The sequence below is a fragment of the Parasynechococcus sp. genome (assembly GCF_042954325.1).
Lineage (GTDB): Bacteria > Cyanobacteriota > Cyanobacteriia > PCC-6307 > Cyanobiaceae > Parasynechococcus.
Map to the genome: position 1 here is coordinate 16736 of NZ_JBGKDS010000073.1, position 24353 is coordinate 41088.

26 protein-coding genes and 1 tRNA gene are annotated in these 24353 nt (G+C 62.7%); 14 read left to right on the plus strand and 13 right to left on the minus strand.

Annotation, left to right across the window (positions count from 1 at the left end):
- Window positions 1-5: 5 nt before the first annotated feature.
- Window positions 6-1022 (minus strand): beta-carotene hydroxylase, encoded by a 1017-nt coding sequence (gene crtR, locus ACGVKB_RS09680; protein WP_392351536.1) that lies wholly within the window; start codon window positions 1020-1022, stop codon window positions 6-8.
- 54 nt (window positions 1023-1076) lie between these two features.
- Window positions 1077-1158, minus strand: a tRNA-Leu gene (locus ACGVKB_RS09685).
- A 56-nt stretch (window positions 1159-1214) separates the two neighbouring features.
- Between ACGVKB_RS09685 and ACGVKB_RS09690 the strand changes: the two genes are divergently transcribed.
- A complete protein-coding gene (locus ACGVKB_RS09690; RefSeq protein ID WP_392351537.1) occupies window positions 1215-1736 on the plus strand; it encodes a Ycf66 family protein in 522 nt (173 codons plus the stop codon).
- Between the two features lie 27 nt (window positions 1737-1763).
- The gene (ileS, locus tag ACGVKB_RS09695) at window positions 1764-4688 is read left to right on the plus strand and encodes an isoleucine--tRNA ligase (protein WP_392351538.1); all 2925 of its coding nucleotides are present in this window, start codon (window positions 1764-1766) and stop codon (window positions 4686-4688) included.
- Here ileS and ACGVKB_RS09700 read toward each other — a convergent pair.
- Together ACGVKB_RS09700 and ACGVKB_RS09705 are read right to left on the minus strand one after the other, a co-directional pair.
- A complete protein-coding gene (locus ACGVKB_RS09700; RefSeq protein WP_392351539.1) occupies window positions 4673-4966 on the minus strand; it encodes a hypothetical protein in 294 nt (97 codons plus the stop codon). The genes ileS and ACGVKB_RS09700 overlap by 16 nt on opposite strands.
- Before the next feature lie 4 nt (window positions 4967-4970).
- Complete coding sequence (locus ACGVKB_RS09705; protein WP_392351540.1) at window positions 4971-5597, minus strand: DUF3177 family protein; 627 nt, start codon at window positions 5595-5597, stop codon at window positions 4971-4973.
- Between the two features lie 68 nt (window positions 5598-5665).
- Between ACGVKB_RS09705 and ACGVKB_RS09710 the strand changes: the two genes are divergently transcribed.
- The 4 genes from ACGVKB_RS09710 to ACGVKB_RS09725 are packed head-to-tail and all read left to right on the plus strand — an operon-like array spanning window position 5666 to window position 9941.
- Complete coding sequence (locus ACGVKB_RS09710) at window positions 5666-6928, plus strand: FIST N-terminal domain-containing protein (RefSeq protein ID WP_392351541.1); 1263 nt, start codon at window positions 5666-5668, stop codon at window positions 6926-6928.
- 41 nt (window positions 6929-6969) lie between these two features.
- Window positions 6970-7680 (plus strand): tRNA (guanosine(46)-N7)-methyltransferase TrmB, encoded by a 711-nt coding sequence (trmB, locus tag ACGVKB_RS09715; protein ID WP_392351542.1) that lies wholly within the window; start codon window positions 6970-6972, stop codon window positions 7678-7680.
- A 3-nt stretch (window positions 7681-7683) separates the two neighbouring features.
- Window positions 7684-8994 (plus strand): IctB family putative bicarbonate transporter, encoded by a 1311-nt coding sequence (locus ACGVKB_RS09720; RefSeq protein WP_392351543.1) that lies wholly within the window; start codon window positions 7684-7686, stop codon window positions 8992-8994.
- Complete coding sequence (locus ACGVKB_RS09725; protein WP_392351544.1) at window positions 8994-9941, plus strand: BadF/BadG/BcrA/BcrD ATPase family protein; 948 nt, start codon at window positions 8994-8996, stop codon at window positions 9939-9941. The genes ACGVKB_RS09720 and ACGVKB_RS09725 overlap by 1 nt, the downstream gene beginning before the upstream one ends.
- On the opposite strand, the gene glmM is transcribed toward ACGVKB_RS09725, so the two are convergent.
- Entirely contained in the window at window positions 9928-11322 is a 1395-nt protein-coding gene (gene glmM, locus ACGVKB_RS09730) for a phosphoglucosamine mutase (RefSeq protein WP_392351545.1), read from the minus strand. The two genes, ACGVKB_RS09725 and glmM, sit on opposite strands and share 14 nt — an antisense overlap.
- 200 nt (window positions 11323-11522) lie before the next feature.
- Here glmM and ACGVKB_RS09735 point away from each other — a divergent pair, with 200 nt between their 5' ends.
- Complete coding sequence (locus ACGVKB_RS09735) at window positions 11523-13532, plus strand: transglycosylase SLT domain-containing protein (RefSeq protein WP_392351546.1); 2010 nt, start codon at window positions 11523-11525, stop codon at window positions 13530-13532.
- Here the strand turns inward: ACGVKB_RS09735 and ACGVKB_RS09740 are convergent.
- Window positions 13458-13943: a hypothetical protein gene (locus tag ACGVKB_RS09740; protein WP_392346216.1), complete on the minus strand. Its 486-nt coding sequence runs from the start codon at window positions 13941-13943 to the stop codon at window positions 13458-13460. The two genes, ACGVKB_RS09735 and ACGVKB_RS09740, sit on opposite strands and share 75 nt — an antisense overlap.
- A 63-nt stretch (window positions 13944-14006) precedes the next feature.
- Here ACGVKB_RS09740 and ACGVKB_RS09745 point away from each other — a divergent pair, with 63 nt between their 5' ends.
- Window positions 14007-14558, plus strand: coding sequence for a thioredoxin domain-containing protein (locus ACGVKB_RS09745; protein ID WP_392351547.1), 552 nt, complete (start codon window positions 14007-14009; stop codon window positions 14556-14558).
- Window positions 14559-14593: 35 nt separating this feature from the next.
- On the plus strand, window positions 14594-15316 hold the full coding sequence (gene thyX / locus ACGVKB_RS09750; RefSeq protein WP_392346220.1) for an FAD-dependent thymidylate synthase: 723 nt from the start codon (window positions 14594-14596) through the stop codon (window positions 15314-15316).
- A 21-nt stretch (window positions 15317-15337) separates the two neighbouring features.
- On the opposite strand, the gene dcd is transcribed toward thyX, so the two are convergent.
- Both dcd and ACGVKB_RS09760 read right to left on the minus strand, forming a co-directional pair.
- Window positions 15338-15931 (minus strand): dCTP deaminase, encoded by a 594-nt coding sequence (gene dcd, locus ACGVKB_RS09755; protein WP_392351548.1) that lies wholly within the window; start codon window positions 15929-15931, stop codon window positions 15338-15340.
- Window positions 15931-16536: a cob(I)yrinic acid a,c-diamide adenosyltransferase gene (locus ACGVKB_RS09760; protein WP_392351549.1), complete on the minus strand. Its 606-nt coding sequence runs from the start codon at window positions 16534-16536 to the stop codon at window positions 15931-15933. The genes dcd and ACGVKB_RS09760 overlap by 1 nt, the downstream gene beginning before the upstream one ends.
- A gap of 136 nt (window positions 16537-16672) precedes the next feature.
- Between ACGVKB_RS09760 and rph the strand changes: the two genes are divergently transcribed.
- From rph to ACGVKB_RS09780, 4 genes are all read left to right on the plus strand, one after another.
- Window positions 16673-17401: a ribonuclease PH gene (gene rph / locus ACGVKB_RS09765; protein WP_392351550.1), complete on the plus strand. Its 729-nt coding sequence runs from the start codon at window positions 16673-16675 to the stop codon at window positions 17399-17401.
- Window positions 17402-17476: 75 nt separating this feature from the next.
- Entirely contained in the window at window positions 17477-18199 is a 723-nt protein-coding gene (ntcA, locus tag ACGVKB_RS09770; RefSeq protein WP_392351551.1) for a global nitrogen regulator NtcA, read from the plus strand.
- Between the two features lie 33 nt (window positions 18200-18232).
- Window positions 18233-19384, plus strand: coding sequence for a DUF3084 domain-containing protein (locus ACGVKB_RS09775; RefSeq protein WP_392351552.1), 1152 nt, complete (start codon window positions 18233-18235; stop codon window positions 19382-19384).
- Complete coding sequence (locus ACGVKB_RS09780) at window positions 19381-19797, plus strand: resolvase (protein ID WP_392351553.1); 417 nt, start codon at window positions 19381-19383, stop codon at window positions 19795-19797. Before ACGVKB_RS09775 ends, ACGVKB_RS09780 begins: the two co-directional genes overlap by 4 nt.
- Here ACGVKB_RS09780 and ACGVKB_RS09785 read toward each other — a convergent pair whose 3' ends face one another.
- From ACGVKB_RS09785 to psbH, 4 genes are read right to left on the minus strand one after another with little or no spacing between them, the layout of a single operon-like run.
- A complete protein-coding gene (locus ACGVKB_RS09785) occupies window positions 19798-20055 on the minus strand; it encodes a DUF3146 family protein (RefSeq protein ID WP_392351554.1) in 258 nt (85 codons plus the stop codon).
- Window positions 20055-20663 (minus strand): aminoacyl-tRNA hydrolase, encoded by a 609-nt coding sequence (pth, locus tag ACGVKB_RS09790; protein ID WP_392351555.1) that lies wholly within the window; start codon window positions 20661-20663, stop codon window positions 20055-20057. The genes ACGVKB_RS09785 and pth overlap by 1 nt, the downstream gene beginning before the upstream one ends.
- A 7-nt stretch (window positions 20664-20670) precedes the next feature.
- The gene (locus ACGVKB_RS09795; RefSeq protein WP_392351556.1) at window positions 20671-20904 is read right to left on the minus strand and encodes a TatA/E family twin arginine-targeting protein translocase; all 234 of its coding nucleotides are present in this window, start codon (window positions 20902-20904) and stop codon (window positions 20671-20673) included.
- A gap of 10 nt (window positions 20905-20914) precedes the next feature.
- On the minus strand, window positions 20915-21115 hold the full coding sequence (gene psbH / locus ACGVKB_RS09800; RefSeq protein WP_007099746.1) for a photosystem II reaction center phosphoprotein PsbH: 201 nt from the start codon (window positions 21113-21115) through the stop codon (window positions 20915-20917).
- Between the two features lie 85 nt (window positions 21116-21200).
- Here psbH and psbN point away from each other — a divergent pair, with 85 nt between their 5' ends.
- The gene (psbN, locus tag ACGVKB_RS09805; RefSeq protein ID WP_392351557.1) at window positions 21201-21341 is read left to right on the plus strand and encodes a photosystem II reaction center protein PsbN; all 141 of its coding nucleotides are present in this window, start codon (window positions 21201-21203) and stop codon (window positions 21339-21341) included.
- Here the strand turns inward: psbN and ACGVKB_RS09810 are convergent.
- A complete protein-coding gene (locus ACGVKB_RS09810) occupies window positions 21329-24319 on the minus strand; it encodes an alpha-mannosidase (RefSeq protein ID WP_392351558.1) in 2991 nt (996 codons plus the stop codon). The two genes, psbN and ACGVKB_RS09810, sit on opposite strands and share 13 nt — an antisense overlap.
- Window positions 24320-24353: the final 34 nt, after the last annotated feature.

The following is a 24353-nucleotide window of genomic DNA, read 5'->3' on the forward strand; positions in this document are numbered from 1 at the left end:
ATGACCTAGTGCGGCGTCCAGCGTTTGGGTTCGGTCTTGATGGCCAGTCGGTCCACAAAACCGAGCCAGCGGCGCTGTTGCCAGCGGAATGGCATAAAGCGAGCAACACGGCGCATCTTTCCCCGGCGGCGCTTGTGACTGCGGACGCCAACAAAAATGTCGTAGAGGAAATTGAAACCATCTTTCTGCGTCTCAAAAATTCCCAACCTCTGGGGTGATCCCTTGGCATCCAGCAAAGGCTTGGTGGCTTCGTAGGCCGGCTTGTATTCAAACCAGGGAATCGACGGCCAGAGGTGGTGAACCAGGTGATAGTTCTGGCCCATGATCAGCCAGTTCATCAAACGCCCTGGATAAATCCTGGCGTTTGTCCAACGGTTGCGGGATGCGAAAGGGCGGTGGGGCAAATAGTCGAAGAACAGACCCAACGTCACACCGACCATCAACGCCGGGGCGAACCAGCAATTGAAGATGAACGGCAAAAATTCATAGCGTGCCGCCGCAACAACGGCCAAGACAAACAGACTTCGTTCCAACCCCCACTGCATCAATTCCCAGCGTCTCCAGAGGCGACGCTGAAAGAAAAACCACTCGTGATAGAAAAATCTTGGAGCAATCAGCCACAACGGCCCGAAGGTGCTAACGATGTGATCCGGATCATTCTTCGGATCATTCACATGGGCGTGGTGCTCCAGGTGCACCCGTGTGAACACTGGAAAACTGAACCCCAACAGCAGGGCGGAGCCATGGCCCATGGCCTGGTTGATCCAACGGTTGGGATGGGCGGCGTTGTGGCAGGCGTCGTGAATCACGGTGCCTTCCAGGTGTAAGGCAAGAAAGCCGGTCATCAGCAGAACCGGCAGTGGCCACCCGGCCTGGAACCATCCCCAGATGGTCACCCCCGCCAAAACGTATCCACCCAGGAACAGTCCCACCGTGGGATTCCATGGAGAAGGGGGATCCACGAACTCCCGTGGCACAGATTTCAATCGGGGCTGCCGTACCGGAGCAGAGGCCTGAATCATCTGGGCGATCGGCAGTGCGTACGCAATGGTCCGAAACCAAGGTAAGGAAGGGAATGCCCACCGGGGGACTTGAACCCCCACGACCGAAGCCACTGGTACCTAAAACCAGCGCGTCTACCAATTCCGCCAGGTGGGCTGGCTGCCAGACAACTCTAAAGAGCGATACAGAATGCTGGGAGTGGATGGTTCCAGATGCTGGCAACCCTGAGCGGTGATCTCTGCCTGCTGGTTGGACTCGGGCTGTTGCTGCTGCCTCTTCTGGCGGTGCCCTTGAGCCGCCCACGGGATGGTGTCTGGGGGGCCGTGGTCCTGGTGCTTGGCCTGGTCCTGGTGACCACCAGCGACCGACTGCGGGGTGCCCCCATGCTTGCGGTGCTCTGCAGCGCACTTCTGATTGGACGCCTCGGCGTGGAGGTCAGCCAGTCCCGCTGGAGGGCCCTCAGCGTTGAAGAGCAGCAACAACTGGCCTCGAAGGAGTACTGGACCACCAGCATTCAGCAGCTGATTGCCGCCATCGCCACGCTTGGGGGAGGCGTCAGCTCCGTCGTTCAGCAGCTGAAGCCAGCCAAACCAGCCACGGGCACTGGCAAGAAGTGGGTCCGTCCAGACGACGCAGCGGAGAACAGCACTGAAACACCATTGGCCGAGGCGGAATCCATCACGACGCCGAGCGATCCATCCCCCGATCCCCCGGAAGCAGAGCCCGAAGACTGATAATCCCCAACTGCAGCAGGGAATCCCTTGGCCAAGGAGACGCGCGACGCCGGCGCTGAGCAGCGCCCCTCCTACAAGGAGACACTCAACCTGTTGCAGACCGGCTTCGGGATGCGGGCCAACGCTGTTCAGCGGGAACCGGAGCTGCAATCGTTCTGGGCCGAACAGGGCATCGATCTGAAGCTGGGTCTGGACAACTCCGGACCTGTCTTCACCCTCCACGACGGACCGCCCTACGCCAACGGCGCCCTGCACATGGGCCACGCCCTGAACAAGGTGCTCAAGGACGTCATCAACAAGTACCAGGTGCTGCGCGGCCGACGCGTCCGCTTCGTTCCGGGCTGGGATTGCCACGGCCTGCCGATCGAGCTGAAAGTGCTGCAGTCGATGGATCAGGACCAGCGCAAGGCACTGACGCCGATCAAGCTGCGCAAGAAGGCGGCCGCCTACGCCCGGAAGCAGGTGGATGGCCAGATGAAAGGCTTCCAGCGTTGGGGAATCTGGGCGGACTGGGAGCAGCCATACCTCACCCTTCAGAAGAGCTACGAAGCCGCCCAGATCCGGGTGTTCGGCGAGATGGTGCTCAAGGGCCACATCTATCGGGGCCTGAAGCCGGTGCACTGGAGCCCCAGTTCCCGCACCGCCCTGGCGGAAGCCGAACTCGAGTATCCCGATGGCCACACCAGCCCCAGCGTCTACGCCGCCTTCCCTGCGGTGGAGCTGCCCGTTGGCCTTCGCGACGCCCTCAGCGCCGCGGGACTCGACCTGCCAACGGACGCCTCCGCCCTTGGCAACAGCCTGCAGGTGGCGATCTGGACCACCACCCCCTGGACCCTGCCCGCCAACCTGGCGGTGTCGGTGAATGAGCGGCTGGATTATGCGCTGGCCGATGACGGCACAGGCCGACTGCTGCTCGTGGCCTCCGACTTGGTCGACAGCCTGTCCACAACCCTGGGACTGCCGCTCACAAGCAGGCTGACCGTGAAAGGGGCCGCGCTCACGGGGCTGATCTACCGGCACCCCCTGCTCGACCGCTCCAGTCCGGTCGTGATCGGTGGCGACTACATCACCACCGAATCCGGCACCGGTCTGGTCCACACGGCCCCCGGCCACGGCGTGGATGACTTCCACACCGGTCAGAAGAACGGTTTGCCCGTGCTTTGCCCGGTGGATGAAGCCGGCACGTTGACCGCTGAAGCCGGGCCCTTCGCCGGCCTGAACGTGCTCAAGGACGCCAACCCGGCGATCATCACGGCCCTCGAGGAGGCCGGTGCACTGCTCAAGCAAGAGGCCTATGGCCACCGTTACCCCTACGACTGGCGCACCAAAAAGCCGACCATCTTCCGGGCAACCGAACAGTGGTTCGCCTCCGTGGAAGGGTTCCGGGAGCAGGCCCTGGACGCCATCGACCAAGTGGAGTGGACCCCTGCCTCCGGCCGCAACCGCATTGAAGCGATGGTGAAGGAACGAGGCGACTGGTGCATCTCGCGCCAACGCACCTGGGGGGTGCCGATTCCGGTGTTCTACAACCGCAGCAATGGCGATGTGTTGCTCAACGCCGACACCCTCAGCCACATCCAAGGGCTGATTGCTGAACACGGTGCTGACGTGTGGTGGGAGAAAGACGAAGCCGACCTGCTCCCGCCGGCCTTCGCCGACCAGGCCGCGCAGTGGCGCAAAGGCACCGACACCATGGATGTGTGGTTTGACTCCGGCTCCAGCTGGGCCGCCGTGGCCAGCCAACGGGACAACCTGAGCTATCCAGCGGATCTCTATCTCGAAGGTTCAGATCAGCACCGCGGCTGGTTCCAAAGCTCCTTGCTCACCTCCGTTGCCGTGAACGGCCATGCGCCCTACAAGCGGGTGCTCACCCACGGATTCGCCCTCGACGAAAAGGGCCGAAAGATGAGCAAATCCCTCGGCAATGTCGTCGATCCGATGGTGATCATCGAAGGGGGCAAAAATCAAAAGCAGGAGCCCGCCTACGGCGCCGATGTGCTGCGCCTTTGGGTGAGTTCCGTGGACTATTCCGCCGATGTGCCGATTGGAGCCGGCATCCTGCGACAACTCGCTGACGTCTATCGCAAGGTGCGCAACACCAGCCGCTATCTGCTCGGCAACCTGCACGACTTCAATCCAGCGACGGATGCCATCCCCGTCGCCGACCTCCCACTGCTCGATCGCTGGATGCTGCAGCGCAGTGCCGAGGTGATGGATGAGATCACGGCCGCCTTCGAGAGCTATGAATTTTTCCGTTTTTTCCAGCTGCTGCAGAACTTCTGCGTCACCGACCTCTCGAACTTCTATCTCGACATCGCCAAGGACCGCTTGTATGTGAGCGCTCCCGCGGATCGCCGCCGGCGCAGCTGCCAGACGGTGATGGCTCTCATCATCGAACGGCTGGCGGGGCTGATTGCACCGGTGCTGTGTCACATGGCCGAAGACATCTGGCAAAACCTTCCCTACGCGGTACCCGAGCACTCGGTGTTTCACCGCGGCTGGCCCGACGTTCCGCAGGACTGGCGGGATCCCAGCCTGTCCGCACCGATCCAGCAATTGCGGGACCTGCGCGGGGCCGTGAACCGCGTGCTGGAAGACTGCCGCAGCCGCCAGGAATTGGGTGCCTCCCTCGAAGGTGCCGTCCGCATTGAGGCTCGCAACCCAGAGCTGCAATCAGCCCTGCACTGGCTGGATGCCAACGGCGATGCAGAGGTTGATGGTCTTCGCGATTGGTTGCTGGTCTCGCAACTTCAGCTGGGCGGTGAGCCTTGGGCTGAGGTGCTGGCCAACCAGGACGACGAGATGGCCGTGATTGAAGTGGCCCGCGCCCGTGGCCACAAGTGCGCCCGCTGCTGGCATTACGAAAGCGACATCGGACAGAACGCCGATCACCCCGAGATCTGCGGACGCTGCGTCAGCGTGCTCGAACGCCGCACTCACCAACTGGCCTGAGCCAGCAGTGCCGCGGGATCCATCGGACCCGCGAGCACCTGAGCGTCCTCTGGATTCAGGGGCCCCTGCAACAGTTCGGCCTGCTCGAGGCGCGTGCCCTCCGGCAGAACAGGGGCATCCGGATCGAAATCGGTGGGATGCGTTGTGCTGCTGCTGAAGCCCCGAAAGATCAGCAACTCAAAGGGTTGATCGGCCAGCCGCCCATGGAGCCGCACTACCCGGTCAGGGTGCAGACGACTGCGCTGTTCCAACGCTTCAATCAGCAGATGATCGGCCACGGCGTCAGAACCCACCAGCCACCCGTCCGTAGCGGGGCAGGCGCACCAGCAACCACTGCAGGAAGCCGGCCAGATAGGCCACCAGGGCCACGTAACCGATGAACGCAGCGATGCTCTCGGTCCATTGACCGCCAAACAAGAAACCGAACACAGTGGCGACGGCTTGATGGAGGCCCTGCGGAGCCTCAGTCCACTGCAGACAACGGGTGGCCGCTCCAGCAACACTGAGGTCCTGACCCAAACAGGGCAGGGCTGTCGACGCCAAAACGGTATTGACCAGCGCGAATCCGCTGAGGGCCCATCGCCACAGCCGCACGGTCAGAGGCAAAGGACGCCAGATCGGCAGATCATTGAGTTCTTCATTGATATCCACCCAGAACCAGGCGGAGACCGCCATCAGGATGGGAGCCACCAGAATCACCACGTAGCCGAGCGGTCGGGCATCGGTCAGCAGCAGGAGACCGATCGCCATCAGGCTGGACACCTTCCAGTACTGGTGCAGCAGCCGCTGCATGGAGGCTTCCCGTCGTAAGGAGGCCCAAACCAGCAGCACTGCAGGCAATCCGAGCGCAAAGGTGGCAGCCAGCCGGTAGGTCAGCCAAACCAGTGCGCGATGGGACAGGTCGTTCACTGATGGGCATCAAGTTGCGGCCATTATCGACAGACCGGTCCAGCCGTCCGATTGATAGGGTCCAGCCCATGGCGACGTTCTCACCGTTCAACTGGTTTCGGTCACCCCAAGTCGAACCGTCTTGCCGTACGGCGCTGTCCGTTAATCCGTCCCTGGAAGCCGCCGTTCGGGACGTCAGTGATCAGCTGCGACCGACCCGCCACAGCGATCTGGCCTTGGTGTTCGCATCCACCAGTTACGCGAGTGATCTGCCGCGTCTGCTGCCGCTGCTGCAGCAACGCCTGAAGGCTGACGTCTGGCTGGGTTGTGTCGGCGGTGGTGTCGTCGGGACCAGCCAGGACGGTCGCTGCCAGGAACTGGAACAGAAACCAGCCCTCAGCGTCACCGTGCTCAGCCTGCCTGGAGCAACCATCCAAGCAACGGCTCTCGACACGGCAACCCTGCCGGATCTGGATGGAGCCGCGCAGACCTGGGAAGACTGGGTCGGCATCGATGCCCAACAAAGCCGGAGCCAAATCGTGCTGCTGGATCCCAGCAGCAGTGGGATCAATGATCTGATCAGCGGGTTGGATTACGCCTATCCAGAGGCCGCCAAAATCGGTGGGATCGCAGCACCCCACAACGCACCCCATGGCTCCCTGCTCCTCAACGATCAGGTGGTGAATGGAGCAATCGTCTGCTCAATCGGAGGCGATTGGCTGCTCGACACGGTGGTCGCCCAGGGCTGCCGCCCAATCGGACCCGTGTTTTCGATCGAGCAGGTGCAGCGGAACGTGCTCTTGGAACTGAATGATGGCGAGCGCAAAGCGTCACCGGTTGCCTGCCTGCAACGGGTGCTGGCGGACCTGACGGAGGAGGAACGCGACAGGGCTCGCCATTCCTTGTTCCTCGGCATCGAGCGCCGCAACCTCCGCCTCAGCGCGGATGGGCAGCACGCCAAAGACGACGGGGCCTTTTTGGTCCGAAATCTGATCGGTGTTGACCCCAGCAACGGCGCCGTTGCTGTTGCTGAACGCGTCAGGCCAGGACAGAACATTCAGTTTCAACTCAGAGAAGCGAACGCCTCCAGAGACGAGGCACTGGAGCTCCTCAAGGCCGCCGCAGGGAGTGCCCCACAGTTCGGACTGTTGATGGCCTGTCTCGGCCGGGGTGAAAGCCTCTTTGGCGTCCCCGATGGAGATGTCTCAATCGCCCGACAGGTCATGCCCGATCTCCCCGTGGCCGGGGCCTTCTGCAATGGAGAGATCGGGCCGGTCGGTGGGGCCACTCACCTCCACGGCTACACCGCCTGCTGGGGCTTGCTGCGACCGGTTGACCCGGCCAGCGAATAATCTCCGGCCCCGCCTTTCCGCACTGACGCTTTCTTTGAGCCTTGCGCCAGCACGTCAACCCTCTCAGCCGCTTCTTCCAGCTGCCCTTGCAGCTGCCCGCACCGGACGCGCTGTTCCAACACCCTGATCAGCCGATCCATCTGGACATTGGCTGTGCCAGGGGACGCTGCATCCTCGGCCTGGCGGACGCCAGCCCATCCTGGAATCACCTCGGTGTGGAGATCCGTCGCCCCCTGGTGACCGCCGCAGACCGTGAGGCCCTCAGCCGTGAGCACGGCAATGTGCGTGTTCTGTTCTGCAACGCGAACATCAGCCTCGAAGGATGGATGGCTGCCCTCCCGCAGGACAGGCTGCAGCGGGTCTCGATCCAGTTCCCCGACCCATGGTTCAAACGGCGACACCGCAAGCGACGGGTGCTTCAGCCGGCCCTGCTCCTGGCGATCGCAGCCGCCCTGGAACCCGGCCGAGAGCTGTTTCTTCAGAGCGATGTTCTGGCCGTCATCGAGCCCATGGTGGCGCTCACGGAGCTGAGCAACTGCTTTGAGCGCCCCCTTGACGACGCACGTCCATGGCGCGACAACAATCCCCTCTCGGTCCCAACGGAACGCGAACGGTATGTGCTCGACCAGGGACTACCCGTCTATCGCGTGCTGTACCGGCGCAATCAAATGCAACTGCCGGATCTGGATGATCTGGAACACCGTTGGCAGGAGATCGATAATCCAGCTGACTCCAGTCCTCAGCCAGCCTGATCAATGCCCGCGGTGCAGCAGTCCACTCCGTCCCGATTGCTGCAGTGGCAAGGGCTGATTCAAGCCTCGGCCGAAGGACTGCAACGACTCGAATGGATCGCCGGTCTGACCCTCTGCGCTCTGCTGGGGTATCTGCCGTTGTTCAGCCGCAGCGGGCTGGCCCTGTCCATCACCTGCGTCGGCCTGCTCTGGGTGATCTGGTCGGTCTGCAGCCCACCGAACCGGCTCGGTTCGATTCAGTGGTGGTTATTGGCGTTGCTCGGCATTGCTGTGCTGGCCACTGGGGTGTCCCCGGTGCCACTGGCGGCCAGCAAGGGCTTGCTGAAACTCATCAGCTATCTCGGGGTCTACGCCTTAATCACCAAGCTGTTGCAGACCAAGCCGATCTGGTGGGACCGCATCGTGGCGAGCCTGCTCAGCGGTGCCCTGCTGAGCAGCGTGCTCGCCCTGCGTCAGCTCTATGCCTCGACGGAGGAGCTCGCACGCTGGGCTGACCCCAGCTCGATCAGCGCAGGTGCAATCCGGATCTACGGCCCCTTGGGCAACCCCAACCTGCTCGCTGGATATCTCTTGCCCATCGTGCCCCTCGCGGCGATCGCACTGCTGCGCTGGAGCGGCTGGGGCCATCGTCTGTTCGCCGCCATCACGCTGCTGCTGAGCAGCAGCGCTGTGGTGTTCACCTACAGCCGTGGTGGCTGGCTGGGCCTGCTGGCGGCCCTCGGCTGTCTGGTGCTGCTGCTGATCCTGAATACCACTCGCCAGTGGCCCCCGCTGTGGCGACGGGTCCTGCCCGTGTTGTTGCTGGTGGGTGGCGGCTGCCTGCTGGCCATCGCCGCCACACAGATCGAACCGATTCGTGTCCGCGTCGTCAGCCTGCTCGCCGGCCGTGGAGACAGCTCCAACAATTTCCGCATCAACGTCTGGCTCACAGCCATCGACATGATTCAGGCGCGACCATGGCTTGGGATCGGCCCTGGCAATGCAGCCTTCAACAGCATCTATCCGCTGTACCAACTCCCCAAGTTCAACGCCTTGAGCGCCTATTCGGTTCCATTGGAACTGCTCGTTGAGCTCGGTCTTCCCGGTCTGCTGGCAAGCCTTGGTCTCCTCAGCAGCGCGATCTCAGCGGCACTGCAATCGCTGAACCAGGACCGACGCGTCGCCGGCGTGGCCATCGCCAGCCTCGCCGCCATCACCGGAATGCTGACCCAAGGGGTCACCGACACCATCTTTTACCGCCCGGAAGTGCAACTGACGTTCTGGTTCTGCCTGGCAACGCTCACCGCACGGCCAGAACGGCAGCCGGCACCGTGATGCTGCTCGCAGGATTTGATGCCGGGCAGACCCAAACGCGCTGTCGGATCAGCCGCTGGGATCACGGTGACTGGGATCACGGTGGCTGGACCACCGTGGGAGAGGGCCGCGGACCAGGGGTCTCCCATCTGGATGCAGCGGGCGGCGAAGAGCGTTTTCTGGAGGCCATCCGAGTCAGTGCCAGCACAGCGGGCCATGACCCAAGGGAGCGGCCACTGAGCGCAGCGGTGATCGGGGCCAGCGGAATCGAACACGGCAGTGCCCTGGAACCAAGGGCCGCCGCTTTGATGTCGCAGGTCTTGAACGTGCCGCTGCAGAACGTGGCCGCAACGGGTGATGAGCGCACCGCCCTATGGGGTGCCTTTCCTGATCGAGCCGGCATCGTGCTGATCAGCGGCACCGGCATGATCTGCCTGGGCCGGAACGATCGAGGAGAGGAACACCGCTGCGGTGGCTGGGGCTGGCGTCTCGATGGGGCTGGTGCCGCCTTTGATCTGGGGCATCAGGGTCTGCAGCTCACCCTGCGGATGGCCGACGGCCGATGTCCGGATCATGATCTCCGTCGACAACTCTGGGGGGCTCTGGGCTGCACCACCAGTGCTGAGATCAAGGCGCTGGTCATCCAACCGAACTTCGAACCAGCGGACTTCGCACAACTGGCCCCACACGTGGTCGCCTGTGCCGAGGCGGGTCATCCGGACGCTCGGGCGATTGTGACGCGCTCAGCCCAGGCTCTGGCAGCCTCCGTCCATACGGTGGGTCAAACCCTCCACCTGAGCACCCCTGCGGTGGTGGGCCTTGGTGGAGCACTGGAGCACCTGGTGAGCTTCCGGCAGGCGGTTCACGCTGCCCTACATCCCCTGTTGCCCGGGGCCGAGTGGACGCACTCCGCAGGCGACGCCTGCAGCGGTGCCCTCACCATGGCCAGAGAGCTCAGGCTGCGTTGAGGTGCGTGTCGGCAAGTTCTGCCAGACGACGGGTCCAGGACTCCACAGCCTCGGGATCATCCGCTTCCACCATCACGCGCAACAACGGCTCAGTGCCGCTGGGCCTGACCAGCACCCGTCCCCGATCACCCATCGCCTGCTCCGCCGCACGAACGGCCTCCGCCAACGGGGCACACGTGGACCAGGCCTTACGGCGGGCCAGATCAGGGACGGTGACATTCACCAGCTTCTGAGGGAAAGCCTGAAAACTGCGGTCGAGCCAATCACTCAAGCTGATGGTCTGCTCGTGGCAGAGCGTGGCCACCTGCAGGGCCGTGAGCACACCATCACCGCACAGCCCATGGGAGGCGGCGAGGATGTGACCGGATTGTTCACCGCCGAGCGCGGCGCCGGATTTCACCATGGCGGCATGAACGTGCTGGTCGCCCACCGGAGTGCGATCGAGCACGCCACCCCGCTCCTGCCAGGCCCGCTCAAAACCGAGGTTGGACATCACAGTGGCCACGAGGCGCTGGTCCGGCAAAGCGTGCTGCTGCTGCAGCACGGAGCCCCATAGGAAAAGGGTGTGATCACCATCGAGAATCCGGCCGCGGCCATCGATGGCCAGCATCCGATCCGCATCACCATCAAAGGCAAATCCCATGGCCGCACCACGGTCAACCACGGCCTGACGAAGGGGCTCGAGCTGGGTTGAACCGCAGGCGACATTGATCCGGGAGCCATCCGGTTCACCATGGAGAACCGTGAGATCCGCGCCCAAGGCCCGGAAGGCGTCCGCACCACAGGCCGTCGCCGATCCCCAGCAGAGATCCAGAACGATCGGCACACCATCCAGACGGCGTGGTCCCACAGAGTCAACTAGGGAGTCTCGGTAGCCGCCGAGCAAATCATTCCGTTGATACGCGGCCCCAAATTGAGCCGCAGCGGGCCCCTCACCCGACTCCCCACGCAACCCGGCTTCGATCCGTGCCTGTCGTTCCGCAGACAACTTGGCCCCATCGGAACCAAACACCTTGATGCCGTTGTCCTCAGGGGGGTTATGGCTGGCGGAGACCATCAATCCACCGGCCGCAGAGAACTGGCGGATCAGAAGCGGTACCGCCGGAGTCGGACAGAGCCCGAGGGTCCAGACTTCGCGGCCAGCGGCTGTCAGACCCGCTGTCAGAGCCGCAGCCATCATCGAACCACTGAGACGGGAGTCCATCCCGATCAGGATCGGGCCGTCATCCGGCAGCTCACGGCCGCACCAATAGCCCACTTGAAGGCAGAGAGCCGGGGTTAGCACCTGCCCGACATGGCCTCGGATGCCATCCGTACCAAACCCAGGCGTGCTGGATCCCAGGGACTGGCCAACGAAACGATGGACGGCGCCTTGAACCATGGGTCTCAATCGTGGACTGCAGGTTACGGGCGCTCTGACCGGGGACGACACAGGCGGGGACAGGTGACCTGCCGTACTCCGGGGAGAAGAGCGATCAGCGTGGACAGCGGCAACAGAATGCAGTCATCTCAGCTCCACCGTGAAGGTTCAGCGTGCAAGCAACGTCGGGGCGTGGGGCACTGCTACTCCTCGGAACAACCGTGACCAGCCTGCTGATGATCGGCATGGCACGGCACCTGCTCGCGCAGCGGCAGCGCCCACTCACCCCTGAGACACCCGCGATCGAGCTCTGGCGCAGCTACCGCTGGTCGATCCATCCGGATCGCCGCCGGGAAGCAGCACTGTTAATGGCCGGCCAAGCGGCGGATGATCCCCATCGCCGCCAGCGTCTGCTGGAGGGCCAAGGCTGGGGCGACGATCCTCTGGCCGCTGTGTCGCTGGAGCTGGCCGCCCAGTCCTCGCAGCGCCTCGGTCGACACGCCCAGGCCGATCAAACCTGGGACGCCGTGCTCCAGCGCTTCCCCCGATCACCCTCGGCGGCGGAAGCCTTGCGACAGCAGGCCGCAGATGATCCAGCCATCGGGCTGAAGCTGCTGGCGCAGGACCCTGCACATCCAGCCGCATTAGCCGTGGCCGCAGATCTTGATCCTGCAATCGGCCCCCATCAGGGCGCGCTGCATCTGGCGCGCTGGGGGCCGAGCTGGCCCAACGCCAGCACGCGCATCCGTGCAGCCTGTGCTGACAACACCCCCACCAGCCCAAGCCCACCTGAGCGTCAGCAACTCGCCAAAGCACTGGCCCATTTGGGTGCTGGGGAGACGGCCCTACGGTGTCTCAACGGGGACACAGCCCGAGGAGAGACGGCTCTTGCGATCGGCCGATCCTTGCTCTACGGCACAAAGCGCCAACAACGACAGGGGGAAAGGCTGCTGATCGGCCTCGCCCAGGCCGAACCCTCCAGTGATGCAGCCATGGAAGCGGCTCGCTTATTGAGTGATCCACTGCTGCCCGATCCGGCTCTCCTGAACGCACTGCCACCCGTCCTCTCCGAACGCTCAGCCGCCGTGGCCGCCGGTCGGGTTCGTCTCGCCGATGGAAAGGATGCCGAAACCGTTCTGAACCGCTGGCCCGATGACCCGGCCAGCTGGCAATTGCAGTGGGACCTGGCTCGGGAGGCCTTGCTGGAGCAACGTTGGAGCCTGGCCCAGGACTTACTGGAACAACTTCCCGCACCTGCGCTACCTGGCCCCTTGGAAGGGCGGCGACGGTTTTGGCTGGGGTTCAGCCATCAACGCCAGGGCAATCAATTGCTGGCCGAGCGGAACTGGAGCTGGTTGATCCAGCATCAACCACCTGGGTACTACCGCTGGCGAGCACAGGTGCGGTTGCAGCGGGACGACGCAACGGGAAACGCCGGGACGGATCCCTCTGACTGGCAGCCCCTGGACGACAGTGACAACTTGGTCAACCGGTTATGGCGTCTTGGGCTCATTCCAGAAGCTTGGAGCACATGGCGCAGTCGTCATCGCAAAGCCAACCAAGACCTCAGCCCTCAACAGCGACTGGTGGAAGGGCGTTTACGCATCGCCCAGGGCGACCGTTGGACAGGACTCGATCAACTCTGGCGACTGAGCCTCCGCTGGCGGACGCCAACCTGCCGCGAACGCGCCCAACTGCACCAAAGCCAGTTCCCCAGACCCTTTACCGCAACGTTTGAACAGGCCGCGGCACAGGAACAGGTGTCCCAAAACCTCCTGCTCGCCATCGCCAAACAGGAGTCTCGCTTTGCAGCGGGCGTGGCCTCGATCGCGGGTGCCCAGGGATTGATGCAACTCATGCCGGCCACAGCGGAGGAACTCGCCGGACACCCCTTAAGCCTCGATCAACTGCGGGACATCGAGTTGAACACTCAATTGGCGGCCCGGTATCTCCACCAATTGCTCGAGCTTTGGCAGCAGAATCCCGTGCTGGCCATCGCCAGTTACAACGCCGGCCCAGGCAATGCATCCCGTTGGGCCAGCGAAGAGAGCACCCAGGATCCGGAGCTCTGGATCGAACGGATTCCATTTCCTGAAACCCGCTATTACGTCAAAAAGGTGCTGGCGAACTGGAACGGCTACCGCACACCGCACGGATCAGCCCATTGCGAACAGAAGGGGGCTGGGCAGACGGTGCCCGATCCACAACCCAAGCAGCAACCAGCTCCCTAGACCCACGATGGTGACCAGCGGCGGTGGGACGACACCGATCCGGGCCAGGTCCAACCGTGCCAACAGCAGGGCACTGGACAGAATCAGAACATTCACCAGCAGATTCGTCCGCATCAAGATCAATCCGCAGGTCACCACCACCAGCAGGCTGACCACCAAGGTGACCACACGGCTCGAGGCCATCAGCAACGACACCTGACGCATCAACAGGTCAGGCATGGTGCAAATCACGACCACCAGCCCCACCTGAACCAACTCCAGAGTCCAGAAGAGCAAAGGACCCAGGCCCTGCGTCATCCCGATCTGGGCCTGTTGCAGGCTCCAGTGATTGCCGAGGACCAGGGCAACGCCAAAGAGCACCAGCAGCAGCGGTGCTCGAAATGGCAAGGTCAGCACACGGATCAGAGCCATCAAAAAACGCTAGCCACAACGACGGAACAGCCCTGGCAAAGTGCAGACACCCGGTCGAGATCGATGTCGGAACAACCCGCTCCACCGCTGCTGGGGACAACGCAACGTGTGCTGCTGCTTTTGATGGCAGTGGCCTTGGCGACGGCACTCCTGGTTTTGCGCGGCGGCGTCAACAGTGGATCCCCGATGGAGCAGCTGGCCCGACGCTCTCTGGAGCCCGACCAGGCCCTCAGCAATGGACGCCCGACGATCATTGAGTTCTACGCCGATTGGTGTCAGGCCTGTCGCGAAATGGCGCCCGCCATGCTCGCTCTTGAACAATCCAGCAAAAACAAACTCGACATCGTCCTGGTCAATGTCGACAATCCCCGCTGGGCTGATCTGGTGGATGACTACGACGTCAATGGCATTCCACAGCTGAATTTCTTCGCCGCCGACGGGCAACCCCGAGGCCGTTCGATCGGCGTGAGACGACCGGAGGAACTGACGATCCTGGGGGATGCTCTGATCACGGGACAAGCGTTGCCGCAACTGGCCGGCGTGGGCAACATCAGCGCTGTGAACGAGAGCAACACCACCCGCGACGTCATGGCCGGCCCACGCAGTCACGGATAAGCGCCATGATCGGCGTGTTGCGCTGACCACCTGACATGGATCGCTTCCGAGTCGATCTGATTGCCGCCACGCCCGATCCGCAGCGATGCGTCTATGCGGCGATGCATCAGGACTACAGCGAAGGATTCGTCGCTGGGGATCGCGAAAACTGGCCGGATGAAACACGGGCGGGTGAGATCTGCGTCAAACGGCTGCTGTCAGGGGAACGTGGTCATTACGGGCCCATGGAACATGCCCAGATCGTGCTCAACGTGGGCTGGTTTCCGCATTCGGTGATGCAACAAGCCCGCACCCATCGCGTGGGCGTCAGTTTTGATGTGCAGTCGATGCGTTACACCGGTGATCGCATCTGTCGAGCCGCGAATGGCGAGCTGGACCTCGAGGAGGTTTTTTATCTGCGGCCGGTCGGCGACTACAGCGATCGCCAGGGCAAGAAGTACGCCTACACCGATGAGTTGCGCAGCCGTGATCTTGAGCTCTGCAAGAGCGCCGCAGAACGCTATCGAGACCTACTCAACGCTGGTTTTGCAGAAGAACATGCCCGGGGAATTCTCCCCTTTGACTACCGACAACACTTCGTCGTCAGCTTCAGTCTGCGGGCATTTCTGCACTTCATGGATCTTCGGGCCAAGCTCGACGCTCAGCTGGAGATCCGCCAACTCTGCGATCTGATGTGGCCGCATCTTCAGGCATGGACCCCAGAATTCGCTGCCTGGTACGAGAAGAGCCGTCTGCACAAAGCTCGGCTGGCCCCCTGAGTGGACCGGATCAACCCGTGATCACACCTTGGCCAGGGTCACCCGTTCCGGCTGATGTTGGTATTTACCCTGCCGATCGCTGTAGGTGGTATCGCAGGGATCACCTTCAAAGAAGAGCAACTGACAGATCCCTTCGTCGGCATAGATGCGGCAATCAGCCCCGGAGCTGTTGCTGAATTCAAGGGTGAGATGCCCTTCCCACCCGGCTTCGGCCGGCGTGGTGTTCACAATGATGCCGAGACGTGCGTAGGTGCTTTTCCCCAGGCAAATCACAGTGATATTGGGGGGGACATTGAGCTTTTCGAGCGCTACACCAAGGCCGTAGGAGTGGGCCGGAAGAATGAAATAGCGACCGTCCTCGTCCTCATGAAGTGGGGTCGGCTCCAGATTCGCGGGATTGAACCGCTTGGGGTTCATCACCGTGCCCGGCACATGCCGGAAAATTAGGAATTCCTGTGGAGACAACCTCAAGTCGTAGCCATAGGACGAACAACCGAAACTGAGCACAGGTCGCTGCTTCTGCTCCGGCTCGAGGTGCCGAACAAGCCCTTTCTGAAAGGGAGCGAGCATCCCGGCAGCAGCTTGTTCACTGATCCAGCGGTCGTTTTTGAGCATCAGAAGCCTCGGCGCAACTCGGTGACCTGATCGGCCATCTCCATCACGCTCGATGGAATGGACGGTCCTGTGATGATCACATCCATTGAGCCTGGTCGGTGCTGGAGCGCCTCAATCAGGTCCTGTTCCGGCAGATAGCCCAATCCGACGGCGAGACCCACTTCATCAAGCACCAGCTGGTCCAAATCGCCCTCAAGCAGATGCTGCTGGCACAGCTGCCAAATCTCTTCGATCGCTTCCGCTGCTCCAGGGTGATCACCCTGCTCGACGCACGCAGGAACATCCGGACGCAGCCAGGTCAGACCGCCGCAGATCTGCACACGTCCGGCAGCCCCCTGATCAACGCCACCCTTCAGGAACTGAACAATTAAGACCCGGCTCCCGAGACCAGCCGAACGCACGGCTTGGCTGAGAACGCTGGAAAAACTTCCGCGATAGCTCGCCGTATGCACCTGAAGCTGACCCTCCGCAGCCACCAGATGAAGCGGAACCCGCGGCGGGGGCGGCGCGACAGCACGCGGCAACAAACCAGCCCGCTCCAGAGCGCGATGGTCTTTGGAACGGGGGTCCAGAGAGCGATGGGCGGGAGTCAGGCTTGCGGTCATCAGCGTCGATCGGCTCGGGGCGCTCCCGGCAGACCTTGAATCTAGCGGTGATCCCCATCTCTACAACGACTCAGCCACTATCCATGGTGTGAAGGGCTACCTGCCAGGCTCATGACAGTGATCATCGGCAGCCGCCATGACGGAAGCAGACGCACCACGTCGGGATGGACGCAACGACAGGGCGCTGCGTCCGTTTGCGGTGGAGTGGAATCCGATGGGGTTCGCCCTCAGTTCCCTCGTGGTGCGCACCGGCCGAACGGCCGTTCTCTGCAGCGTCTGCCTCGAAGAGGGTGTGCCTCGCTGGCGCAAGGGTGAAGGCAAGGGATGGCTCAGCGCCGAATACCGGTTGCTACCGGGGTCGACCCCACAACGGCAACGTCGTGAACTGATGAAACTCTCCGGACGCACGCAGGAGATCCAGCGTCTGATCGGCCGCAGTCTTCGCGCCGTGTTGGACATGGACGCCCTCGGAGAACGCACCCTGCTGATCGACTGCGATGTCATCCAAGCCGATGCCGGAACCAGAACCGCCGCCATCACAGGATCCTGGCTGGCACTCCGCAGGGCCTGCGACAGCTTGTTGACGGATGGCGTGCTGACACGCCAACCCGTTCTTGATCAGGTCGCTGCCGTGTCCGTCGGCCTCTTGAGTGGGAGAGCTCTGCTCGACCTGGACTACAGCGAAGACAGCGGCGCCGATGTTGACCTCAATGTCGTGCAGTCCGGAGATGGGCGCTTGCTGGAACTGCAGGGAACCGCCGAAGGTTCCCCCTTCAGCCGCGCACAACTCAATGCCCTTCTGGACCTTGCCGAACCAGGGCTGGAACAGTTGCTCTCCGCACAACGAACGGCCCTGGCCAGCTGATGACCGCCGAAGGTAACCACCGCTACATGGCAGTTCATGGCTGATCCGTAATTTCTCGATATGCAAAGTCGACCGATGCTCAGCACCAGCGGATTCAGTCGCTACTCGCAGCAGTCCGGTCCGGGCAGCCCCCCAGCCCAGGCGGAGAACAGCCACCGGAGCCTGATGGATGTCATCCGTGAGCTGGATGGCGCCAGCACGGAATTGGTGGAGCGCAACAAAACGATCTTTTTCCCTGGCGACCCCGCCGAACGCGTCTACCTGATCCGTCGCGGTGCGGTACGCCTCTCGCGGGTGTACGAATCAGGGGAAGAAATCACCGTGGCCTTGCTCCGCGAAAACAGCCTGTTTGGGGTGCTGTCGCTGTTAACCGGCCACCGTTCTGATCGCTTCTATCACGCCATTGCCTTCACCCGGGTGGAGATGATTACGGCTCCAGCGGCATCGGTCCGCGCCGCCATCGAAGCCGATACCAGCGTGGGCTTGCGCCTGCTTCAGGGCCTGTCCAGTCGGATTCTGCAGACGGAAACCATGATCGAGACCCTGACCCACAGGGATATGTCATCCCGTCTGGTCAGTTTTCTGCTGGTGCTCTGTAGGGATTTCGGTGTTCCAGACACCCAGGGAATCACCATCGACCTGCGCTTATCCCACCAATCGATCGCCGAAGCGATTGGCTCCACACGCGTCACGATCACACGTCTACTGGGAGACTTGCGCCAATCCGGGTTGGTGCAGATTGACCGCAAGAAGATCACCGTCCTCGACCCCATTGCCTTGGCGAAACGGTTCAGCTGAACAAATCCAGCCCTTTCGGTTCCGCCACAGGCCATGAGTGGCTGGTTTCTGATTGTGGCCCTGCTGGTGCTTGGCGGGGTGCTCTCGACCCTGGGTGATCGGTTGGGAAGTCGCGTTGGGAAGGCTCGCCTGAGCCTGTTCAACATGCGACCACGCAGGACCGCTGTGGTGATCACAGTCCTGACGGGCAGCTTGATCAGTGCCCTGTCTCTGGGTCTCCTGCTCCTGGTGAGCCAGCAGCTGAGGGTGGGCCTGTTTGAGCTGGACGCACTGCAGCAGAAGCTGCGCGATGGACGTCGTGACCTCGAGACCGCGAACCGTGAACGCAAGGAAGCGCGCGAAGAGACCCTGCGCATCGACGCCGAACTACGACAAGCACAGAAACGATCCATCACCCTGCGCGCGGAGCTTGAACCGCTTCAGAACGAACGCCGACGGCTGGAAGACGAACGCGATCGCCTGAGCCAGGAGATCACCTCGCGGGATGCCGACATCCAACGCACGGAAGCTGAGCTTCGCCAAGTCCGCAGCCGGATCCAAAGCGGCGAAACCGAACTGAAAGAACTGGAACGGAACCTGGTCGCGCTGCGACGCGGTGCTGTCGTTCTTCGGAGTGGCCAGACCCTCGCCACCGTGACGGTGCGCCTGGACAGTCCGGACCAGGCGAAGGATGTCATCGACCAACTGCTCCAGCAGGCCAATCTTGTGGCCTACAGCCGGGTGCTGCCGGGAGAACAGCCCGAACAACAGATTCTGCTGGTGCCCCGTAGTGATGTCGAACGCCTGCAGACCGTCATCCGGAGGCCAGGCACCTGGGTCATCACCCTGCGATCCGCCACCAACGTGCTCCGCGGAGAAGCGAACGTGTATGCGATTCCAGATGTTCGGCCCAATCGCACGATCACCCAAGCCGGGGATGTCCTGGCCAGCACGATCTTGAACGCCAATGAACGCACCCCCGATCAGGTCCGCACCCGGATCAATCTGCTGCTGGCCTCAGCTTTTGCTGAAGTCCAGCGGCGGGGGAGCCTCACTGAAGGGCTTCAATTTGATGGCGCGGCGCTGTCGGATCTCGGCCAGACCCTGGTGAATCGGCCCGTGGAGACGATCCGTCTGCGTGTCAAAGCCGGGCGAACCAGCGACACAGCTGATCCTGTCCTCGTTCGTGTGGAAACCCAGCCATGAACTGCTGGGCTGGACTGGATCCGGGTCGCTGCAAATGCGGGCTTGTTCTTGTGGACATCGAGCAGCATTGCGTTCGTGACGGCATGGTTGTTCCCCCGGACACCGTGGAGAACATCCTCAGGAACTGGGTCAAAACAGCGGATCTCAAAGGAATCGTGCTCGGTGACGGCACCACAAGCCGCCGCTGGCTGAAGGCGCTCCCCGAGATTGCACCTCTCCACCCGATCGACGAACGCGGCAGCACCCTGCAAGCCCGACAGCGTTACTGGGAGCTTTGGCCCCCACGCAGCTGGAGGCGCCTCATCCCCCTGGGTCTTCAAACCCCTCCGGGCGAACTTGATGCCATTGCAGCCCTCGTGCTGGTTGAGAAGCATCTCGGGATGCGATTTACCTGGAATGAGACCCCCCGTTGATCAAAAGCGGGCGCGCACCGTAAAGACGTAGTCACCGCCAGGCTCCAAGCGATAGTCGCTGCGCACCAGGAATCGAAGCAGCGCGTCTTCAATGAGCGCACGACCCAGGGAAGGCTCAACGGTGAGCTCACCGCGGTCAAAGGCCCAGCTGAACTCCCACTGAAATCCACCAGCTGCCACCTCGCCCTCCAGACACTTGCTGCGAAAGCATTGCCTGAGCACCCGCAGATGGGCCGTTGTGGACGGCAAGGATCCCATCAATCACTGCTGTAGCGGAAGGCATTGAGTCGATTGCCAGCGCGCTCAAGACCCAAACGTTGAATCCGCCCCAACCCATCGAGCACTTCCTCCAACACAGCATCCAGACACGGCTGCTCTGCCTTGCTGAACGGACCCAGCACATGCGAGACCGTTCGAGCTCGCCGTTCAGCGGGATTCTCCGCAGGAGCACCAATGCCGATCCGCAGTCGTGGAAACTCCTGGGTTCCGAGATGCTGAATCGCACTTCGCAATCCGTTGTGTCCCCCTGCGCTTCCCTGGGCCCTCAAGCGGAGACGACCGAGCGGCAGATCCATGTCATCCACCAGCACCAAAAGCTGCTCCGGAGTGAAGCCGAACCAATCCAGGGCCGAGCGAATGGAACGACCGCTGTCGTTCATGTAGGTCTGCGGCATCAGCAAGCGAAGGCGTGAGGCACCGACTCCGACTTCAGCCGCGAGACCGTGGAGCTTGGATTGCTGACGAAACGAAAAACCTTCACGACGGGCCAGGCGTTCAAGAGCCATGAACCCGACGTTGTGCCGTGTTCCATCGTATTTGGCACCGGGATTTCCCAGCCCGACCACCAAACGCAACGTGTCGCTCATGGACGGATCAACCCTGGGCTGGCGGCAAAGGATCCTTGTCAGAAGCCTCTGACTCCAACTGTTCTGGTTCAGCCATGGCTTTATTGATCTCGCGTTCGAATTCCTTCGACGCAGACTGAAAACCCTTGAGAGTCTTGCCCAAGGTTCGGCCCAGCTCGGGCAAACGCTTGGGACCAAACACAAGAAGCGCAACGGCGCCGATCACCGCCATTTCCGGGAGGCCGACGCCGAAGATATTCATCGAGACGCGATCAACCGAGGCCGTTCCAGTTGACGTTGATGCCTTCAAGGATCAACGACTTGTTGTACAGCTGGAGGATGACCAGGAGGAAAACAAGAAAGAGAGCCATGAAGATGCCCATCACGGGCGTTGTTCCCCAGCCGGGAACGACCTTGCCGTACTCGGAGTTAAGCGGGCGGAGGAGGTCTCCCAGACGGGTGCGTTGAGCCATGGCGACGCTTGGGTCTCGGGTGGTTTGAAGTGCAGATACTGTAGGGCGAGACTCCGGTGAGGGGTCGTTCTTGTCGAGAGATGTGATGGAAACCAGCTCCCCCGCTCTATCCGTGGCCATCGGGGTCCTGACCGTGCTGATGGGCCTCACAGGCTTTGGCGTGTATCAAGCCTTCGGTCCGCCCTCGAAAGCACTCGACGATCCTTTCGATGATCACGAGGACTGAATCAGCCGCAGCTCAGCAAGCTCTCCAGGAGCCAGGCTGACCGTGGCAACAGGGGACGACTCGGACGGGTGCAGCACACTCCAGCCGTTTCCAGGGGTCCAGAGGCACCGCGCTGCGCCGGGGTTCAGCAAACGAACCGCAATGCCGTCCTTATCCGGCCGGACATGGATCGGAATCAGCACCCGCGGAAGTGGTGGCAAGAGCTGCTGACCATCCGAACTCAGCTCGAGAGCATGGAGACGCCCCGGCTCGCGGAAAGCGATTGCCGCTTGGGGAACACCAGCCGAGTTCCAATCGCCCTGAACCGGCATCAGCCCCATTCTCTGACGGATCCAACCTTGATCCGCGCCAGGGTCAGGCCATGTCGGACCGCGCATCAACGACACTCCGAGATGGCCTTCTCCACCGTCAACGCCCTGCGGACCATCCAGCAAGATCGCCACTCCTCCCCCGGGCGCAGCGACCTGAGACGACAGCCATGAGGTCACCGGCACTTCCCAACGGGCCTGCTCACCAGGGTTGATACAACGGGCAGGCCGCTCAATCACCCCACCACTGGTGTCCGCCGCCAGACGGCAAGCAGGCTCCGCCAGAGGGACCTCGAGGCGAAGCAACTCATGCCGTTGGCGCCAGTGCATGCTCACGCTGAGCTCGACCCAACGGCAATCGGCCCCCAGGCGCAGATCGAGCCGTCCTGAACTCTCCCCAGCCTGGAAGCGCCAGCAAACATGGGTCAGCAGAGGGCCTTGGTCCAAGAGCTCCGGCGCCCCAAGCCATTCCAGATGCAGGCGATGCTCGCGGTAATCCGCAGCCAGGTCCCAGGCATCCCAGAACTCACCTCGGTCGCGGTAGCGCTGAAGCCGAAGGGGTGCCGCAAGCTGTGGCCGCCCCGTTGCATCCCAAAGCTGCTCGAGGCCATCAGCACCCAACTCAACTGAAAGGTGTCCATTGCTGATCTTCCAGCGCCCCGAGGCCAAGGCATCGAGGCGCACCGGGTGACGCAGGACAGCGGACTCTGAAGTCAGACCCGAGCGGCATCGAGCGGCGGCACGCACGGCCACCGCAACGGCTCCACGCTGCAACGGCAGCTGGACGAGGGTCCCACCGGAGTGAAGATCCTGGGTCGGGAGCTTGAACCCTGACACCAGCCATTCCCCTCGGGGCAATCGCACGCACGTCGACCAGCGGGCCAGGGGCTGCAAACCCAGCCAGACCCAGTCTTGCCCCCGCTGCTGCGACGACGACCGTCCGGCCAGAAGACGCTTGAGCTGCCGATCACGCCAATCACGGGCACGACGCCTGGCCATCCGCCAGATCGGCTCAGCCTGATCGAACACCTCGGGAATCGATGTGCCAGGAAGGATGTCGTGGAATTGCTGAAACAGCAGGGGCCGCCAATCCGCCAACGCGTCATCCACCTCCCCGAGCAAGGCCGACACCAGATCAGCCTCACGCAAGAGGCGCTCCAATGTGCGGTTATGGCGCTTCTGATCCGGCCGACTGGTGGCACAACCGCGGTGCAGGTCGAGGTAGAGCTCGTCCTGCCAGATCGGCAGACCGGAGGCCAAAACCTCTAATTCCGCCAGGAAATCGCGGATGGGGCCCGACTGACGCGGCAGGGCCTGAGGATGAGCATCCCAGCTGCGCATCTGCCCCAGCATTTCCGCCGTGGGACCGCCCCCATGGTCACCCACACCAGGGATCCACAGCGCCGTCTCCACCCCCGTGGCCTGCGACCAGGAGCGCTGTTCCTGAAGCATCTCGAGGGGATCACACCCCCTGCCGATCGGCGGGAGCATCAACGCGAGCAGTTCAGTCCCACCGCGGCTTCGCCAACGGAACAGGCGGTGGGGAAAGGGTGTGGTGGCATTCCAGGCCAACTTGTGGGTACAGAACCAGCGCACACCGGTTTGCTGAGCGACCGCCGGAAGGCCAGCCGCGAACCCAAAGCTGTCGGGGAGCCAGCAGAGCTCATGGGACCACTCAGGGAACATCGCCCGGCTCGCCTGCTGGCCAAGGGCAAATTGCTGCCACAGCGACGCCGTGCTGACGAGCACGCAATCGGTCTCGACCCACGGACCATTAATGGGTTCCCAGCGCCCGGCCCGGCTCGCCGCCTGGATCTCCGCGAACAGACTGGGCCGATGGCGCTGCACCCAGGCATAAAGGGCCGGCGTGGAATGCGCGAAATGCAACTCCGGATGCCGTGCCATCAGGTCCAACGCTGAGCGGAACGTTCGCTCAGCGGCCTGCCAGGTGTCGGCGACGGGCCAAAGCCAGGCCAGATCGAGATGGGCATGCCCAATCCAATGGATTCGCCCCGGCACCGCGCCGCTGGATCTCAGCAGAGCGTCGACCGCCGCTGTCGCATCCGGCATCAGCGGGTCCAACCGAGACCACTTGGTCGGCAAGTCCCCACCGGACTCGAGGTGCAGCATCAGCGCCTCAGGCAGCTGGGAGCGATCCGGATCGGAGTCGTGCTGCGTTGGCTCGAGCTGCAACTCACTCGTTATCAGCGCACCGTCGTCATGAAGGGGGCTGCAGAGCTCAAGCTGCAGATGCAACGTCGGTCGCCCTGGCGTCGACGGCGGAAGCGGCCAGCGACAGGAGGTGTCGAAGAGATCTCCTTCGTGCACCAGAACACCATCGACCCAGAGACGCATCGCCTCCGCCCACCAACTCATGCAGAGCCGTGCCGTGCTGTGCCGGAGACCGCTCCATTCCTCTGGCCACGCGAGCCAGTGCTCCAGACGCAACCATTGCCGACCCCTCGGCCAGATCAGTAATCCGCGCTCAGCCCAGTCAGGACGGTGCTTCGCACCCCAGGGCTCCTCGAGGAAAGGACCGGGATCGAGTCCCCCTGAACGCCTCCATGCCGCCCGCAAATCGCGTCGACTGCGACTGCGAAACGTTTCAATCCACGCCGATCGCCCCGCCTCAAGGGGGGCCTTGCCTGTGGTTTCCCTGTCATGCCCCATAGGATGATCGCTGTCACAGACGCCGGTCGGTCTC